Raw genomic sequence first — 15,080 nt, 5'->3', positions numbered from 1 at the left:
CCTATAAGAGCGGAACGACGGCATCGTCAAGCGAACATGTGACGAGACAGCGGCTCCCACGGCCCGCCGCGGTACCACCAGGTGGCAAGACCCGCGATCTCGATGTCGCGCGGGGCGAAATCGCGCGACAGCGTCGCCATCAGCACCTTGGCGATGGCGGGCTGGACCTTGTTCTGGATGGTGATGTGCGGGCGCCACCCCGCCGCATCCTGCGGCGTCAGCAGCCCCGTAAAGGCTTCGACGAGCGCTTGGCGGATGGCGACCAGCCCCGGCGCCTCGATCCGATAGGCGACTCCGCGGCCGAGCGACATCAGCCCGCCGACCCGCGCTGGCGGCGCCCGTACCCCACGTGTCTCCTCGACCAGCCGGTGCTTGAGCTCGGCCTCGCTCGACGGCGGCAGATGGTGGAACATCGTCAGGTGCGCCGCGAGCTGGTTGCGCTCGGGCGGGAAGAATTCCGCCCGCTGCGCATCGAACCAGCCCTGGTCACGCCGCCCGAGCAGCGCGGTGACGATGATCGGTGCCGCGCCGCTGCCAGCGCGCGCGGGAGTCAAATCTCCACCTGGCTGCCGAGCTCGACCACGCGGTTGGTGGGAAGCCGGAAGAACTCCATCGCGCTTTCGGCGTTGCGCAGCATCCACGCGAACAGCTTCTCGCGCCAGATCATCATGCCGGGCCGTTCCGACGGCAACAGCGTTTGCCGCGACAGGAAGAAGCTGGTGTCCATCATCTTGAAGTCGCTGCCACACTCATGGACGCGATGGAGCGCGGCGGGAACGTCCACTTCCTCCATAAAGCCGTAGCGCAGCACCAGGCGGTAGAAGCCCTCGCCCATCGGCTGGCGATCGGCACGTTCCGCCTCGGGCCAGTAAGGCTGGCCGACGATCTTGACGGTGAGCAGGATCACCCGCTCGTGGAGCACCTTGTTGTGCTTGAGGTTGTGCAGCAGCGCGTGCGGCACGCCGTCCGACGCCGACGTCATGAACACCGCGGTACCCGGCACCCGGCTGGCGGAGCTCGCGGCCGAGGTGATGAATACCTTGATCGGCATCGCCGCCTCGTGGAGCCGCTCCATCATCAGCTTGCGCCCCTTCGACCAGGTAGTGAGGAAGGTGAAGATGATCAGCCCGACCAGCAGCGGGAACCAGCCGCCGTCGGGCACCTTGGTGAGATTGGCGGTGAAATAGGCGCCATCGACCAGGAAGAACACCGCGAGCAGCGGATAAGCGGCATAGCGCGGCCAGTTCCACAGCCGGGTCAACGCCACGCCGAGCAGGCACGAATCGATGAACATCGCACCGGTGACGGCGATGCCATAGGCCGAGGTGAGGTTGGACGAGGTGCGGAAGAACAGCACCAGCAGGATGACCATCGTCATCAGCGCCCAATTGACCAGCGGGATGTAGATCTGCCCTGCGGTCGCGGCGCTGGTATGCTCGATGCGCAGCCGCGGCATGAAGCCGAGCTGGATCGCCTGCTGCGTCACCGAGAAGGCGCCCGAGATCACCGCCTGGCTGGCGATGATCGCCGCCATCGTCGCCAGCAGCACCAGCGGCAGCTGCAGATTGTCCGGCGCCAGCATGTAGAATGGACTCCGCAACGCCGCGCTGCCCTCGCGGAACAGCAGCGCCCCCTGCCCCATATAGTTGCACATCAGCGCCGGCAGCACGAACACCAGCCATGACAGGCCGATCGGCCTGCGCCCGAAATGCCCCATGTCGGCATAGAGTGCCTCGGCGCCGGTGACGGCGAGCACCACCGATCCCAACGCCAGGAAGGCGCGGACCGGGTCGATCAGGAAGAACTCCACCGCATAATGCGGCGACAGCGCCCACAGCACGCCGGGCGTCTTGGCGACGCTGAGCAGGCCGAGCACGGCGATCACGGTGAAATACACCAGCATGATCGGCCCGAACACCAGCCCGATCCGCGCGGTGCCGCTCTTCTGCACCCAGAACAGCGCGATCAGGATCGCAATCACGATCGGCAGCACGAGGTTGGTAAAGGCGGGCGCGGCGATCGCCAGGCCCTCGACGGCGCCGAGCACCGTCACCGCGGGAGTGATCATGCTGTCGCCGTAGAATAGCGACGTCGCAAACACGCCGAGCAGGATAATGCCGGCGGACCAGCGCTTGCTCTTGGTGCGACCCGAGACAAGCGCGAGCAGCGCGAGGCTGCCGCCTTCGCCCTTGTTGTCGGCCCGCATGATGATCACGACATATTTGATCGTCACCACGATCATCATCGACCAGAACATCAGGCTAATCACGCCCATGATGTGCGCGGGATCGAGCGTCAGCTTGTGGTGGCCGGCGAAGGTCTCGCGAAAGGCGTAGAGCGGACTGGTGCCGATATCGCCGAAGACGATGCCGATCGCGCCCACGGCGAGCTTGAGCATGCCCTCGCTATGGCCGTGGCCATGGCTGTCTTCGTCGCGCGCTGCCGGCAGCGCGGCCATTGCGGGCTCGCTCACAGGACGCGTAACGCCCCGGGAAGTTGTGCAAAATGCGCCATGTTCACAGCCTGTTCTTCGCCCCTCGAAGGGCGCCACTTAGCATGGGCAGCGGAACGCAGGCAACGGGACAGCCCATCCTCGCCTCTGTATAGGCGCCTCCATGCTAACTGGAGAGATAGTGATGCGAGTCGGTGTTCCCAAGGAGATCAAGAACCACGAATATCGCGTGGGCCTGACCCCGCCATCGGTGGCGGAACTGGTCGCTGCCGGCCACGAGGTGGTGGTGGAAACCGGCGCCGGCGCCGGAATCGATTTCGACGACGACTCCTATGTCGCAGCGGGCGCGTCGATCCTGCCCGATGCGCGATCGGTGTTCGCCGGCGCGGACATGATCGTGAAGGTCAAGGAGCCGCAGGCCAGCGAGATCGCAATGCTCGAGCCGCGCCACCTGCTGTTCACCTACCTGCATCTCGCCGCGGACAAGCCGCAGGCCGAGGGGTTGATCGCCTCGGGCGCGACCTGCATCGCCTATGAAACGGTGACCGCAGCCCGCGGCGGTCTGCCGCTGCTCAAGCCGATGAGCGAGGTCGCCGGTCGGATGTCGGTACAGGTCGGCGCGCATTATCTCGAGAAGGAACAGGGCGGCCGCGGCGTGCTGCTCGGCGGTGTGCCCGGCGTCGCCCCGGCCAAGGTGGCGATCCTCGGTGGCGGCGTGTCGGGCGTCAACGCCGCGCAGATGGCGGTCGGCATGCGCGCCGATGTCACCATCTATGACATCTCGAACGATCGCCTCGCCGAACTCGACATGTTCTTCTCGAGCCAGATCAAGACGGCCTATGCCTCCAAGGCGGCGATCGCCGCCGCCGTGAAGAGCGCGCATCTGGTGATCGGTGCGGTGCTGGTGCCCGGCGCCGCCGCCCCCAAGCTGGTGACGCGCGAGATGGTCAAGACGATGAAGCGTGGCGCGGTGATGGTCGACATCGCCATCGATCAGGGCGGGTGTTTCGAGACCAGCCATGCCACCACCCATGAAGATCCGGTCTTCGAAGTGGACGGCGTAACCCATTATTGCGTCGCCAACATGCCGGGCGCCGTGGCGCGGACGTCTGCTATCGCCCTCAACAATGCGACGCTACCGTTCGCGATCAAGCTCGCGACCTTGGGCGCCGAAGCGGCGATGAAGGCGGACCCGCATCTCGCCAATGGACTCAACGTCTCGGCCGGCAAGATCCGCCACCAGGCCGTCGCTGAGGCGCTCGACCTGACGTTTGAGGCATGGCCCGGCTAACCACCATCACATGGAACGAAAAAGGAACATGACGGTTGGGGTCTTCTGAAAGGAAGACCCCATGACCGACACGCCCAATCCCAAAGACCACCCTACCGGCAACGCCGAAAAGAACCCCGACGACTGGACCACCGGCGGCGAGCCGATGACGGGCGCCCAGGCGAGCTACCTCAAGACGCTGAGCGAAGAAGCGCATGAGGAATTCGACGATACGCTGAACAAGGCCGATGCCTCGAAGCGGATCGACGAGTTGCAGGCGGAGACCGGGCGGGGGCAATAGAACTTGGTTTCGTTCGCTTGATTCCGTGTCGTAGGCACTGCCTGGCCGGGGGTTTTTGCGAACGATGCGCCCGCCTCATCCGTCATGCTGAACTTGTTTCAGCATCCATGGCCCAAATGCTGCTGGCGAAAACCGGTGGATTATGGATCCTGGAGTAAGTTCAGGATGACGGCGTGCGCAGCTAGCCTGCGGGCGCGGAGATCGGCCGCCGGATGCCGACCATCAGCGGCCAAGCCGCTACTTGGCGCTTTGCACGGCCAGGACGCGATCCAGCAGTGCCAGACGCACCGCGATATCCGACCGATACGAGGCATTGGCCGGTGTCAACGCCAGCGCTCGCGCCCAATTGTCCCGCGCGGCCTTGAAGTCGCCGCTCCGCACCGCCGCCAGCCCCAGGAAGAAGCGCGGTGCCGGATGACGCGGGGAGAGGCGGGTCGCCTGCTGGAAGGCGAAAGAAGCCGGCGGCGAGAGTTGCCCGCCGTCATGCGCGACGAGAGCGGTGCCGAGCGCCGTCCACAGCATCACGCTTTCGGGAATATGACTGATCCCGCCGAGGATTACCCGCACCGCGGCATCGCGATTACCCGATCGTGCCATCGCATCGCCAGCCGCGACATAGGGATAATCGCCGCTGAACGTACCAAGCATCCGGTTGCGCAGGTCGAGCATGGCAGGATCCTCGGCGTCGACCTGCAGATCCGACTGCGCCGGCTGTGCCGGCAGTAGGGGCCGCCCCTGCCAGGCATAACCGGCCGCCGCGAGCATCAGCGCCGCGCCCAGCATCGACCAAAGCGGTCGCCGCACGCCCAGTTTCATTGCCGCCGCGAGCACGACAAGGCCAAGCAGGAGAAGCGCGATCCAGCCCATCAGCGCCGCCGCCGAAAACTCGAGCGCGCGATCGCCGCGCCGATCAGCAGCAGCGCCAGCGGCGCCAGCCACAAGGGCCAGGTCGCCGCGCCGAGGGGGGGATCGTAGGTGACATAGTCGCCATAGCGCTCGATCAGCCAGCGGCGCACCGCAGCTGGGGTTTCGCCCTGATGGATACGTTCGCGCACCAGCGCCCGCATATCGCCCGCCATCGCCGCATCGCTGTCGGCGATCGACTGGCCCTGGCAGACCAAGCAGCGAAGCGTGCCCATCAGCTCGCGGGCTTGCGCCTCCTGGGCAGGATCGCGCAACTGGCTATTGGCGAGTGGCGCCGCCGGCGTCGATGGATCGGCCGCGGCGTCGGAGGCCATCGTCAACGCCGCCGCCAGGGCAACGCAGCCCGAGAGGGTACGACCGCGCGCGATCATCGTGCTGCCCGCACAGCAGCGGCAATCGCGTCGACGTCGTCGTATCGGATGTCGCCGATGTGCTGGAGAACGATCCGCCCCTGACCATCAATCACGAAGCTTTCCGGAACGCCGGATGAGCCCAAGGCAAGCTGGACGGCGCTTTGTGGATCGTCGCCAATATGAGCGTAAGGATCGCCATTCCGCGCGAGGAAGTCCGCAAGCGCCGGCGCGGTATCGCGGATCGCCACCCCCTCGATCGGCACGCCCAACGCCTTCAGCCGCATCAGCTGCGGCGCCTCGGCTGCGCAAGGAATGCACCAGCTCGCGAACACGTTGAGCAGATGCGGCTGCCCCTGCCGAAAAATCGCGGTGTCCAATCCCGGCTTTCCCGCTACCAGCGGCGCAAGGCGGAAAGCGGGCAGCGGCTTACCGATCATCGCCGAACGGACCGTGCGGTCGGCAGGCTTGAGCAGGCCAAGCGCAACCACCGCGAACACGGTCGCAAATGCCACCAGCGGCAGCCACAGCAGCCAGCGCTTCATGCCCAATAGTCCGCCAGTGCGCGGAGCCGTGACCGTCGCTCGCGCTGCCACCGCCCTACCAGCGAGAGCAGGCCGCCGAACGCGACCATCGCGCCGCCAAGCCAGATCAGCGTCACGAACGGCTTCCACCACAGCCGCAGCTGCCAGCGGCCATCGCCGTTGGGCTGGCCGAGCACCGTATAAAGCTGGCCATCCCAGGTGGTGGCGATCGCGCTTTCATTGGTGGTCGTCGCCGGCGTGCTGAAGAAGCGCGATTGCGGGCGCAGGATCAGCGTGTCGTCGTCGCGGGTGGCGCTGAGCCGCGCTTCGAGTGCAGACCAATTGTCACCCACCACCGGCTTGATACCATCGAGCCGCACCACATAGGGGCCTACCGCCACCGGCTGGCCGACCGCCGCCGCGACTAGGGTTTCGCTGGTGAAGGCGCTGTCGCAGGCCATGCCGGCAAGGCTGACGGCGATGCCGAAATGGGCGATAACCATGCCCCAAGTGAACAGCGGAATGCGCCGCACTGCCCGGCCGGTGAGCGGAATCACGCTGGCGACGGCTAGCCCCGCGGCCAGCGACAGGCCGAGGAACGGCAGCAGGCCGATATCCGCGAACACCACCAACCCGGCGGCGGCAAAGCAGCTCGCGCCGATCGGCCAGATCAGCCGGGCGATCAGCGCCGTTGGCTCGTCGCGACGCCAGCGCAGCAGTGGCCCCACCGCCATCGTCACCACCAGCGTGAGCGCGATCGGCCCCGCCGCCTTGTTGAAGAACGGCGGTCCGACCGAGAGCTGCACGCCGAAGCTCGCCGCGACCAGCGGGTAGAGCGTGCCGATCAGGACAATGCCGAGGATTACCGACAACAGCAGGTTGTTGAGCACCAGCCCGCCCTCGCGGCTGACCAGTTCAAAGGTGTTGCCGATCCGCACGGTGCCGATGCGAGCCGCGAACAGCACCAGCGCCCCCCCGATATAGATGGCGAGTAGGGCGAGGATGAAGGCGCCCCGCGCCGGATCTACCGCAAAGGCGTGGACGCTGGTGAGGATGCCCGAGCGCACCAGGAAGGTGCCAACCATCGACATTGAAAAGGCTACCACTGCGAGCATGACCGTCCAGGCGCGCAGACCGTCACGAGTGGCGAGCACCGTCACCGAATGGAGCAATGCGGTCGCCGCCAGCCAGGGCATCAGCGACGCATTCTCCACCGGATCCCAGAACCACCAGCCGCCCCAGCCGAGTTCGTAATAAGCCCAATAGGAGCCGGCGGTGATGCCGAGGGTGAGGAAGATCCACGCGCCAAGCACCCACGGCCGCATCGCTCGGGCGAACACCGGGCCGACGTCGCGGGTGACGAGCGCGCCGACCGCGAAGGAGAAGGCGATCGAGATGCCGACATAGCCGATGTACAGCGTCGGCGGATGGAAGGCGAGGCCGGGGTCCTGGAGCAGCGGGTTGAGCCCCAGCCCGTCGGGTGCGGCCGGGTTGAGCCGCGCAAACGGGTTGGAAGCAAACAGCAGGAAGGCATAGAAGCCCAGTGCGATCGCCGCCTGCGCGCCGAGCGTGGCGGTCAAGGTCGCCTCCGGCAGCCGCCGTTCGAACCCCGCGACCGCGGCGCCGCCAAGACCGAGGATCGTCACCCACAGCAGCATCGAGCCTTCGTGGTTTCCCCAGGCACCGGCGAACTTGTACAGCCACGGCTTGGCGGAATGGCTGTTCTCCACCACCAGCTTCACGGACATGTCGGAATCGAGGAACACGCCGATCAGCATCGCCATCGCGCTCAGCACCAGCGCCCCCTGGATGATCGCCACCGGCCGTACCGCCGCCAGCAGATCCGCACCGACCGGCGCCGTCGAGGATCGCACCGCCAGCGCGGCGACGAGCAACTGCAGCGCCGCCAACGCCGCGGCCAGCCACAGCGCCGCCAGTCCGGCTTCCGCCATCATCGCGCCAGCGTCCTAGTCTCGTGCATCGCGCCCGCCTTGGTCTTGACCATCGGCGGCGGCATGTACTTCTCGTCGTGCTTGGCGAGCAGGTTGGTAGCGGTAAAGCTGCCGTCGGGGTTGAAATGCCCTTCGGCGACCACGCCCGACCGTTCACGAAAGAGATCGGGAACGATCCCGGCGAAGCGCACCGGTGTGCTCGCCTGTCCGTCGCCGACCACGAAGCGCACGGTGACGCCGTCGGCCGCGCGACTGACCGACCCCGCCTCGACCATCCCGCCAAGGCGCACCGCGCGGCCGAGCGGCAGTCCGTCTCGCTTCACGTCAGACGGCGCATAGAAGAACGCCGCCTGGTCCTTGAGCGCCGACAAGGCGAGCAACCCTGCCGCAACCACGGCAGCGAGCGCGAGCAGGGCGAGGGTAAGACGTTGGTGGCGCGGCTTCATCGCCGCTCCGCCCGGCGCATCGCCCAATAGCTCGCCAGCGCGACGATCGCGCTACCGGCCAGGGTGATGCCGTATGCGGCGGCGACGAACGGCCAAGGACTCATGCGCGCGCCATCCGCCGCATTCTCGCCTCGGCCTTGGCGGTGGCGAGCATCGCGCGCATTCGCATCAGCACGATCGCGGCGAAAAACAGGCTGAACCCGATCAGCATGATCGGCAGCGGCCACAGGATGGAGGGATCGATCGACGAGCGCGTGAGGCCTATGCTCGGCCCCTGGTGAAGCGTGTTCCACCACACCACCGAGTAACGGATGACCGGAAGCAGCACCGAACCGGCGATCCCGTAGAGCGCGGGGATCCGGCCATCGCCGCCGCGCTCGGCATCGGCGCGGGCGAGCGCGATATAGCCGCAGTAGACGAAGAACAGCAGCAGCATCGACGTTAGCCGGCCATCCCATTGCCACCAGGTGCCCCAGGTCGGCCGGCCCCAGATCGATCCGGTGACGAGGCACAACGCCGCGAACGTCGCGCCCGGCAGCGCGATCGCACGCGCGGCGATCTGCGCCAGCGGGTGCCGCCACACCAGGAAGGCGATGCTTGCGAGCGCGATGCCGCTCCAGCCGCCCATGCCGAGCCATGCCGCGGGAACGTGGATATAGAGGATCCGCACCGTCTCGCCCTGGAGATAGTCGGGCGGCGTCTGCGTCAGCCCGGCCCAGCAGCCGATCGCGATCAGTACGATGCCGGCCCAGGCCAGCAGCGGCGTCAGCGGCCGGGCGATCTGGAGGAAGCGCGCAGGCTTGGCGAGGGCATGAAGGGCTGGCACGATCCAGGGGTGATATGGCCAAAATCGCGCTGCGTCACCTGCCCGCGCGACGGGCTGCCCCGATCTTAGAAACCAGGGTCGATGGCGCTGACTCGATGCGTTGTCAGGTCGTCAGCCTTAACGACCGATCAGCCGCTCGGCCTGGATGTCGGCGACCTCGGCCGCGGAGGTGCCGGTGCGCTCGCTTTCATCCCAGATCGCGTCGAGGCGGCCCGGAATCTTGGCGATCCGCGCCATCACCTCGGCCTCGTCGCCCTGGCCGAGATATTCGAGCCCGACATTGATGATCCCGCCGGCATTGATCACATAATCAGGCGCGTAGAGGATGCCGCGCGCGTGGAGGCGATCGTAATCCTCGCGGGTGGCGAGCTGGTTGTTGGCACCACCGGCGACGACCTTGGCGGTCAGCGTCGGGATGGTCGCCTCGGTGAGGATCGCGCCGAGCGCGTTGGGGCTGAAGATGTCGGCCTCGACACCGAGGATAGCGCCCGCGGCAACCGTCTCGGCGCCGAGTTCGGCAGCGAGCGCGGCGGCGCGTGCCGCATCAACATCGGCGAGAGTCAGCTTGGCGCCGTCCTTGGCGAGCAGCCGGGCAAGCCCGCCGCCGACCGAGCCGACGCCCTGGATGACGACGTGCACGCCCTGCATGTCTGACGCGTTCAGCCCGCGCTTCGCGGCGGCCTTAACGCCGAGATAGATGCCGTGGGCGGTATAGGGACCGGGATCGCCGCCCGCCGCACCGCTCGCGACGGGCAGGCCGGAAACGTAGCGCGTCTCGCCGGCGATCACCTTCATCCGCGCTTCGGACATGCCGACGTCTTCGGCGGTGACATATTTGCCGCCGAGCGATTCGACCGCGCGGCCGAATGCCTGGAGCTGTTCGGTCGAGATCACCTGGCCTGGGCGATCGGCGAGGATCACGCCCTTGCCGCCACCGAGCTCGAGTCCGGCCATCGCGTTCTTGAAGCTCATCCCGCGCGACAGGCGCAGCGCATCGGTGATGCCCTGCGCGGCATCGGCATAATGCCAGAAGCGCGCGCCACCGGCCGCGGGGCCGAGGTGGGTGGAGTGGATCGCGATCACGGCACGGAGGCCCGACGCGGGATCCGTGAACAGATGGACGCCCTCATGGTCGTCGAAGTCAGCGAATCCCCAGCCAGCCATCGCGCATCTTTTCGCAAAAAGGGAATGGGGCGACCGACGGGACTTGAACCCGCAACATCCGGCATCACAAGCCGACGCTCTAACCAATTGAACTACGATCGCCGCGAAGGATCGTGCCCCTAGCCGGGGTGATCACGGCCCGTCAAGGCAATCAGAAGCTTCCTTCGATCGAAAGACGATATCCCTGTGCGGTGGCGATGAAGCCGGACGCGGCGAGCCGCTGCGCCGCGGTCGGATCCGCCGGGACGATCTGCAGCACCGCGGTGTAGCGGCCCTCGCCCGTGATTCGCAGCTGGACGCTTTCGGTGCCGGCCTGGCTAGCGAGCGGCAGCAGCAGCGCGCCGCCGTCGCACCGCGCGGTGCCGGACACCGATGGCGGCAGGCCGATGCCCCCTGCCTCGCCGACCAGCGTCGCGCGCACCCGGCCGTCGGCCTTGTCGCACGTCGCGTCGGTGAAGTGGACGGTGACGTCCTCCAGCAACAGCGCGGTCACCGGGAGCGGTGCGAACACCCGTCCGGTCGGCAAGGTCGCGGTGAGATCGTCGACGCCCTGGCTGTGACGGCTGAGCGTGATCGTGCCGTGCAGATCGCCGCCCCTGCCACGCAGCGACACCCGGGCGCGGCCGATCAGCAGCGCCAGCGGCGACACGCCGGCGTCGAGCGAGCCGAGTGCCAGATCACCGAACTGCGCCTCGCTCAACCGGCCGGCCCAGACGCTCCCCGAGACGGATCGGGCGGCAAACCCCTCGTCGGCGAGCCCCGCCCAGCCGAGCGCCAGCCGCATCGGCAGGAACAGGATCAATGCGATGACCATCATCAGCCCGAACAGCACCGCCGGCGTGGTGGTGAGGCGGATCCGCCTCATGCCACCCGCGCCCGCAGCACGAGATCGGCGGCCACGGTGGTGTCGCCATTGTCCCGCCACGTCGCCGAATCGATCAACACGCCGCTTCGCTCCAATTGCGCCAGCCATCGGCCGAGCGCCGCCGAGCGCGCCGACTGGATGACAAGGTGGATCCGCCCTGCCCCCGGCTCGTCGAGCGAGGTGACCGAAAAGCCGGCGGCATCGGCGCGCAGGCGCACCGCGTCGGCCAGCGATCCGGTGAGCGGCACCAGCCGGCCGGCGCCCTTGATCGCGGCTAGCTCGGACTGGGTGGCGGCGAGCCGCACCACGGCATCGGCGTGGCGTTCGCGCGCGCTCGACAGCCCATCACGCACCGGGCGGATGATCCCGCCCCACAGGATCGTAAGCGCCAGCAGCCCCAGCATGACCAGGATCATCCGCCGCTCGCGCAGCGATCGCCCTTCAAACCACTGGCGGATCCCGCTCATGGCCGCTTCACCGTCATCTCACCGGTGACGCGGCCGCCGGCGGACTGGAAGGTGCCGGCGGTGACGACGAAGCCTGCCCCTTCGAGCTGGCGCTTGAGATCGGTCGGCAGCGATTCGCGGGTTGCGGCGACGGACAGGCGAAGGTCTCCATTGCTCTGGAAGTCGAGGCCGGTGAGTTCGACCCCCGGGATCGCACGGACCGCGGCGTAGACGGCGGCTGTGGTGGTGGTGAAGCCGAGCCCCGGTCCGCGCACGCCGGCGACGCGCTCGCTCAACTGGCGATCGACATCGGTGACGGTCTCGCCGCGCGCGAGGCCCGTCCGTCCCAGCGCGTCGGCGCGCCCCTCGAGCGCGTCGGCACCGAAACTGTATTTGGCAATGCGGACAAGATCGATCGCCAGCGTCGCCAGCAGGATGCCGGCGGCAAGCAGCGCAAGACGACGGATCAGGGCCCAATCGAGCGCTACCTTGCGCCGCCGGGCGAATGCGCCCTGGCGTAGATCGAGCGGCGGACGCGCCGCCGCCGCGAGCAGCGATCGCGCCAGCACGAGGTCGTCGAGCAGTTCGGGCTCGGTACCCCCGGTGACGAACGGCATGATCACCTCGTCGCCGGCAAAGCCGGTGGAGCGGCCGCGCACCAGTTGGGCGCCGGCGAGATGGGCCTGGACGTAGCCGTCGTCGGGCCGCGGCAGTAGCATCGGCGCCGGGATCATCGCGGCAGGATCGATGCCCGCGGCGGCAAGCGTCGCCAGCCAATCGCGCATCGCCGCGGCATCGACCACGCCGATTGGACGATCAACGCTCGCCTCGTCGCCCACCGTGACATGCAGCTCGGTCAGCGGTGCGGCGCTGACCTCGGCGGCGAGGATGCGCGCCGCCGCGGCCGCCTGTGCCGGCGAGCGCGACGGCAGCTCCGCCCAATGCAGCGTCACCGCCTCCGCGGGCACGATCGCCACCGTCGCATCATCGCCCGCGGGCATGCCATCGCCCTCGCCGGTCACGCCCGATGCGTCGAGCGAGATCCATCGATAGTCGCGTGAAGCGGAGGGAAGGAACAGCAAGGTGGTCATGTCTCGTCTCCCCATTGCCGTGCCACGAGCCGCGCGGGAAGACGGCTTGCGTCGATCAATGCCCTTTCCTGCAATTGCGTGCTCCCCAAGGTGACATCGATGCGCAGCGCGAACCATTGCGACGTCACCGCCGCCTGGCTCGTATCCTGGCCCGTCGAGCTACTCGCCGATGCCAGGTTGAAGAAGGTGGTGGTGTCGCCGAAGCCCTGCGGCGGACGGCGGAGGATCATGCTCCGTGCCGCGCCGACCGACAGATTGTCGGGGAACAGCATCGCGATCAGCGGTGCCTGCTCGGGCGTCAGCGTGTTGATGTTGAGCGTTGCGAGCTTCGCGTTGGGCAAGGTGCAGATCCATGGCTTCAGCGTCGCATAGATCGTCGGCGTCACCCCCTGCACGGCGCGCAGTTCGCTGGGATCAGCCATCAGCGTGCCGCCAGTGCGATAGGGCGTCTCGCGCGCCAGATAGACGCTGTCCTCGGCGCCGCCCGCCTGCTGGTCCTGATCGGTGTCGATCCAGTCGGCGGTGCTTGCGGCGATGCCGTCGGCAATCTGCGCGGGCACGTTGAGCAGGCGCATCAGCCGCGCAAACTCGAGCCGGGCCGGGTTCGATCCCGTGCTTGAATAAATGCCGGGGCCGCTGCGGGTGACCAGTCCGTTGAGGTTGAAGCAATTGCCGCCGTCGGTCACCCGCGCCAGCGCGACGCCGCCGGGCAGCGGCAGGCCGAACGGCTTGCCGCTCCAGTCCCCCGCGAGCGTGACGCGCGAGGGGCTGCGGCTGAGCAGGTCGGTAATCCGGCTGGTCGCCAGCGTCTCCGCGGCCTGCGCATAGGCGCGGGCCTGCTCGCCGGCAGCGGCATTCGCCGCCAGCCGCGTGGTCAGCCGCAGCCGCTCGAGCGCAGCGCCCGCCATCACCGCGATCACCGCGACCAGCATCAGCACGGTGAGCAGCGCCGCGCCGCGCTCGCGGTCAGGCCGGTGCATTGGTACCTCCGACGCCATTCTGCGGCGAGGCATAGCCGGTGCCGACCAGCAGCATGATCCGCAGGCCGCTGCCGGTGTCGCGCTGGATCGTGAACTCCACCGCCTGCGGCAGGGCCGCCCCCTGGCTGCCGTCCCAGCGATCGCTCCATGCTCCCTGGAACCGGTAGCGGGTGCCGACCTGGCGGACATGATCGAGCAGCGCCACCGGCGGCAGCGGCGCCGCCCCATCCAGCATCGGATAGGCCAGCCGCTGCAGCACGCCGCCGACCAGCTGATAGGCAACCTTCTGCGCGCTTGCCCGCGGCGCCGCATCGATATTGCTCCAGCCGGTGCGGACGAAGCGCAGCTGGCCATCGGCGCTGCCGACGAAGGCGGGGAACGTCGTTCCCGCCTCGTCGCGCGCCGGGCGGTCGACCGCCTGGCCGAGATCGCCCGACAGCAGCGACGCCGTGCGGTTGAGCGCGGCGATGTCGTCGAAGCGACTGTTGGTCACGCCCTGGGTGCGGATGCTGAACGACAGGATCGCCACGCCCGCAGCGGCGATCATGCCGAAGATCAACAGCGCGACCATGACCTCGACGAGAGTGAAGCCGCGGGTCCGCTGGTCGATGTCGGCGCGCGTCATGATTTGCTGCCCGGCGTCGGCGTCGGGCGCGGGCTTGGGCCGGGCGTCGCTTGTGGAGCAGATGGCGGCCTGATCATCGTCGTGTGGCCGAGCGTGGTGCCGGTACGATCCTGCACCGCAACGTCGATGCGCAGGATCTGGGCATTGCCGGTCGGGCGTACCTCGCGAGTCCACCGCCACGAGCGGCCGGCATTGACCTCGACCCCGCTCTCGCGGCCGACTCCTGGGGGTACGCCGTCGGTGACTGCATCGACCGCGACGTTGTGCGCGACCAGATTGGCCACCATCGTGTCGTCGAGGATGGAGGCACCGCGCACCGTCGCGCCCTCGAGGCGGATCAGCGCGAGTACCGCCAAGCTGAATACCGCCAGCGCGACCATGATCTCGATGAGGGTGAAGCCGGCGACCCGGTCGCGCTCAGCTGGCGACACGGACGGTGCCATCGGCGGCCATGTCGATCACCGCGCGCGCGCCGCCGCGGCTCAGCGTCACCTGCGCCGGTCGATCGGCGAGACCGGTGGGATCGTAGATCACGCGCAGCCGCGCCTCGCCGATCGCGGCGCGGGTACCATCGCTCCAGCGCGTCACGCGCAGCGGCTTGTCGCCGATCGGCACCCAATTGCCCGCCAGCCGCCGGTCGAAGCCATAGCCGCCGGCGGTGACCCACAGGCTCACCGGCCGCGCCTCGACGATCGCGGCGTCATGTGCCGCACGGGTGCGCACCGCGAAGCGCGCCGCCTCGTCCACCACCCGCCCGCGCGGATCGGGCATCGCCCACAGCGCCACCGCCGAGGCGAGCCCGATGATCGTGACCACGACCATCAGCTCGACCAGCGTGAAGCCGCGTTCGGCAAAGCGCGTCAC

18 protein-coding genes and 1 tRNA gene are annotated in these 15,080 nt (G+C 68.1%); 2 read left to right on the top strand and 17 right to left on the bottom strand.

Annotation, left to right across the window (positions count from 1 at the left end):
• Positions 1–26 precede the first annotated feature (26 nt).
• Together OXR60_RS17645 and OXR60_RS17640 are read right to left on the bottom strand one after the other, a co-directional pair.
• Positions 27–554: a 2'-5' RNA ligase family protein gene (locus tag OXR60_RS17645; RefSeq protein WP_267397276.1), complete on the bottom strand. Its 528-nt coding sequence runs from the start codon at positions 552–554 to the stop codon at positions 27–29.
• Positions 551–2,458 carry a potassium transporter Kup gene (locus tag OXR60_RS17640; protein ID WP_267397290.1) on the bottom strand — a complete coding sequence of 636 codons (1,908 nt, stop codon included), beginning with the start codon at positions 2,456–2,458 and terminating at the stop codon, positions 551–553. The genes OXR60_RS17645 and OXR60_RS17640 overlap by 4 nt, the downstream gene beginning before the upstream one ends.
• 178 nt (positions 2,459–2,636) lie before the next feature.
• On the opposite strand from OXR60_RS17640, the gene ald reads away from it, so the two are divergent.
• Complete coding sequence (gene ald / locus OXR60_RS17635; protein WP_267397275.1) at positions 2,637–3,743, top strand: alanine dehydrogenase; 1,107 nt, start codon at positions 2,637–2,639, stop codon at positions 3,741–3,743.
• Between the two features lie 61 nt (positions 3,744–3,804).
• Complete coding sequence (locus OXR60_RS17630; RefSeq protein WP_267397274.1) at positions 3,805–4,023, top strand: DUF3072 domain-containing protein; 219 nt, start codon at positions 3,805–3,807, stop codon at positions 4,021–4,023.
• A 237-nt stretch (positions 4,024–4,260) separates the two neighbouring features.
• Here OXR60_RS17630 and OXR60_RS17625 read toward each other — a convergent pair whose 3' ends face one another.
• From OXR60_RS17625 to OXR60_RS17555, 15 genes are all read right to left on the bottom strand, one after another.
• On the bottom strand, positions 4,261–4,962 hold the full coding sequence (locus OXR60_RS17625) for a hypothetical protein (RefSeq protein ID WP_267397273.1): 702 nt from the start codon (positions 4,960–4,962) through the stop codon (positions 4,261–4,263).
• Positions 4,890–5,261, bottom strand: coding sequence for a cytochrome c-type biogenesis protein (locus tag OXR60_RS17620; RefSeq protein ID WP_267397289.1), 372 nt, complete (start codon positions 5,259–5,261; stop codon positions 4,890–4,892). The genes OXR60_RS17625 and OXR60_RS17620 overlap by 73 nt, the downstream gene beginning before the upstream one ends.
• Positions 5,262–5,314: 53 nt before the next feature.
• On the bottom strand, positions 5,315–5,842 hold the full coding sequence (locus OXR60_RS17615; protein WP_267397272.1) for a DsbE family thiol:disulfide interchange protein: 528 nt from the start codon (positions 5,840–5,842) through the stop codon (positions 5,315–5,317).
• Entirely contained in the window at positions 5,839–7,776 is a 1,938-nt protein-coding gene (locus tag OXR60_RS17610) for a heme lyase CcmF/NrfE family subunit (protein WP_267397271.1), read from the bottom strand. Before OXR60_RS17610 ends, OXR60_RS17615 begins: the two co-directional genes overlap by 4 nt.
• Positions 7,773–8,219: a cytochrome c maturation protein CcmE gene (ccmE, locus tag OXR60_RS17605; protein WP_267397270.1), complete on the bottom strand. Its 447-nt coding sequence runs from the start codon at positions 8,217–8,219 to the stop codon at positions 7,773–7,775. Before ccmE ends, OXR60_RS17610 begins: the two co-directional genes overlap by 4 nt.
• A gap of 100 nt (positions 8,220–8,319) precedes the next feature.
• Positions 8,320–9,045, bottom strand: a complete 726-nt coding sequence (gene ccmC, locus OXR60_RS17600; protein ID WP_267397269.1) for a heme ABC transporter permease CcmC — start codon at positions 9,043–9,045, stop codon at positions 8,320–8,322.
• A 117-nt stretch (positions 9,046–9,162) separates the two neighbouring features.
• The gene (locus OXR60_RS17595; protein ID WP_267397268.1) at positions 9,163–10,209 is read right to left on the bottom strand and encodes a Glu/Leu/Phe/Val dehydrogenase dimerization domain-containing protein; all 1,047 of its coding nucleotides are present in this window, start codon (positions 10,207–10,209) and stop codon (positions 9,163–9,165) included.
• Between the two features lie 25 nt (positions 10,210–10,234).
• Positions 10,235–10,311, bottom strand: a tRNA-His gene (locus tag OXR60_RS17590).
• A gap of 49 nt (positions 10,312–10,360) precedes the next feature.
• On the bottom strand, positions 10,361–11,074 hold the full coding sequence (gene gspN / locus OXR60_RS17585) for a type II secretion system protein N (protein ID WP_267397267.1): 714 nt from the start codon (positions 11,072–11,074) through the stop codon (positions 10,361–10,363).
• Positions 11,071–11,541: a type II secretion system protein GspM gene (gene gspM, locus OXR60_RS17580; RefSeq protein ID WP_267397266.1), complete on the bottom strand. Its 471-nt coding sequence runs from the start codon at positions 11,539–11,541 to the stop codon at positions 11,071–11,073. Before gspM ends, gspN begins: the two co-directional genes overlap by 4 nt.
• Entirely contained in the window at positions 11,538–12,611 is a 1,074-nt protein-coding gene (gene gspL, locus OXR60_RS17575) for a type II secretion system protein GspL (protein WP_267397265.1), read from the bottom strand. Before gspL ends, gspM begins: the two co-directional genes overlap by 4 nt.
• Complete coding sequence (gspK, locus tag OXR60_RS17570) at positions 12,608–13,591, bottom strand: type II secretion system minor pseudopilin GspK (protein WP_267397264.1); 984 nt, start codon at positions 13,589–13,591, stop codon at positions 12,608–12,610. Before gspK ends, gspL begins: the two co-directional genes overlap by 4 nt.
• Positions 13,578–14,216 carry a type II secretion system minor pseudopilin GspJ gene (gspJ, locus tag OXR60_RS17565; RefSeq protein WP_267397263.1) on the bottom strand — a complete coding sequence of 213 codons (639 nt, stop codon included), beginning with the start codon at positions 14,214–14,216 and terminating at the stop codon, positions 13,578–13,580. The genes gspK and gspJ overlap by 14 nt, the downstream gene beginning before the upstream one ends.
• The gene (gene gspI, locus OXR60_RS17560) at positions 14,213–14,659 is read right to left on the bottom strand and encodes a type II secretion system minor pseudopilin GspI (RefSeq protein ID WP_267397262.1); all 447 of its coding nucleotides are present in this window, start codon (positions 14,657–14,659) and stop codon (positions 14,213–14,215) included. Before gspI ends, gspJ begins: the two co-directional genes overlap by 4 nt.
• Positions 14,634–15,080 (bottom strand): GspH/FimT family pseudopilin, encoded by a 447-nt coding sequence (locus tag OXR60_RS17555; protein ID WP_267397260.1) that lies wholly within the window; start codon positions 15,078–15,080, stop codon positions 14,634–14,636. The genes gspI and OXR60_RS17555 overlap by 26 nt, the downstream gene beginning before the upstream one ends.

This window comes from Sphingomonas sp. GC_Shp_5 (assembly GCF_026540855.1).
GTDB lineage: Bacteria > Pseudomonadota > Alphaproteobacteria > Sphingomonadales > Sphingomonadaceae > Sphingomonas.
The sequence above is the reverse complement of the archived record's forward strand: the minus strand, read 5'-3'. Positions and strand labels throughout refer to the sequence as shown.

Excerpts from the sequence above, each read along its gene's own strand:
- OXR60_RS17640 (WP_267397290.1), bottom strand. The coding sequence starts at position 2,458 with ATGGCCGCGCTGCCGGCAGCGCGCGACGAAGACAGCCATGGCCACGGC.
- ald (WP_267397275.1), top strand. The coding sequence starts at position 2,637 with ATGCGAGTCGGTGTTCCCAAGGAGATCAAGAACCACGAATATCGCGTG.
- OXR60_RS17630 (WP_267397274.1), top strand. The coding sequence starts at position 3,805 with ATGACCGACACGCCCAATCCCAAAGACCACCCTACCGGCAACGCCGAA.
- OXR60_RS17620 (WP_267397289.1), bottom strand. The coding sequence starts at position 5,261 with ATGGCCTCCGACGCCGCGGCCGATCCATCGACGCCGGCGGCGCCACTC.
- OXR60_RS17615 (WP_267397272.1), bottom strand. The coding sequence starts at position 5,842 with ATGAAGCGCTGGCTGCTGTGGCTGCCGCTGGTGGCATTTGCGACCGTG.
- OXR60_RS17610 (WP_267397271.1), bottom strand. The coding sequence starts at position 7,776 with ATGATGGCGGAAGCCGGACTGGCGGCGCTGTGGCTGGCCGCGGCGTTG.
- ccmE (WP_267397270.1), bottom strand. The coding sequence starts at position 8,219 with ATGAAGCCGCGCCACCAACGTCTTACCCTCGCCCTGCTCGCGCTCGCT.
- OXR60_RS17595 (WP_267397268.1), bottom strand. The coding sequence starts at position 10,209 with ATGGCTGGCTGGGGATTCGCTGACTTCGACGACCATGAGGGCGTCCAT.
- gspN (WP_267397267.1), bottom strand. The coding sequence starts at position 11,074 with ATGAGGCGGATCCGCCTCACCACCACGCCGGCGGTGCTGTTCGGGCTG.
- gspM (WP_267397266.1), bottom strand. The coding sequence starts at position 11,541 with ATGAGCGGGATCCGCCAGTGGTTTGAAGGGCGATCGCTGCGCGAGCGG.
- gspL (WP_267397265.1), bottom strand. The coding sequence starts at position 12,611 with ATGACCACCTTGCTGTTCCTTCCCTCCGCTTCACGCGACTATCGATGG.
- gspK (WP_267397264.1), bottom strand. The coding sequence starts at position 13,591 with ATGCACCGGCCTGACCGCGAGCGCGGCGCGGCGCTGCTCACCGTGCTG.
- gspJ (WP_267397263.1), bottom strand. The coding sequence starts at position 14,216 with ATGACGCGCGCCGACATCGACCAGCGGACCCGCGGCTTCACTCTCGTC.
- gspI (WP_267397262.1), bottom strand. The coding sequence starts at position 14,659 with ATGGCACCGTCCGTGTCGCCAGCTGAGCGCGACCGGGTCGCCGGCTTC.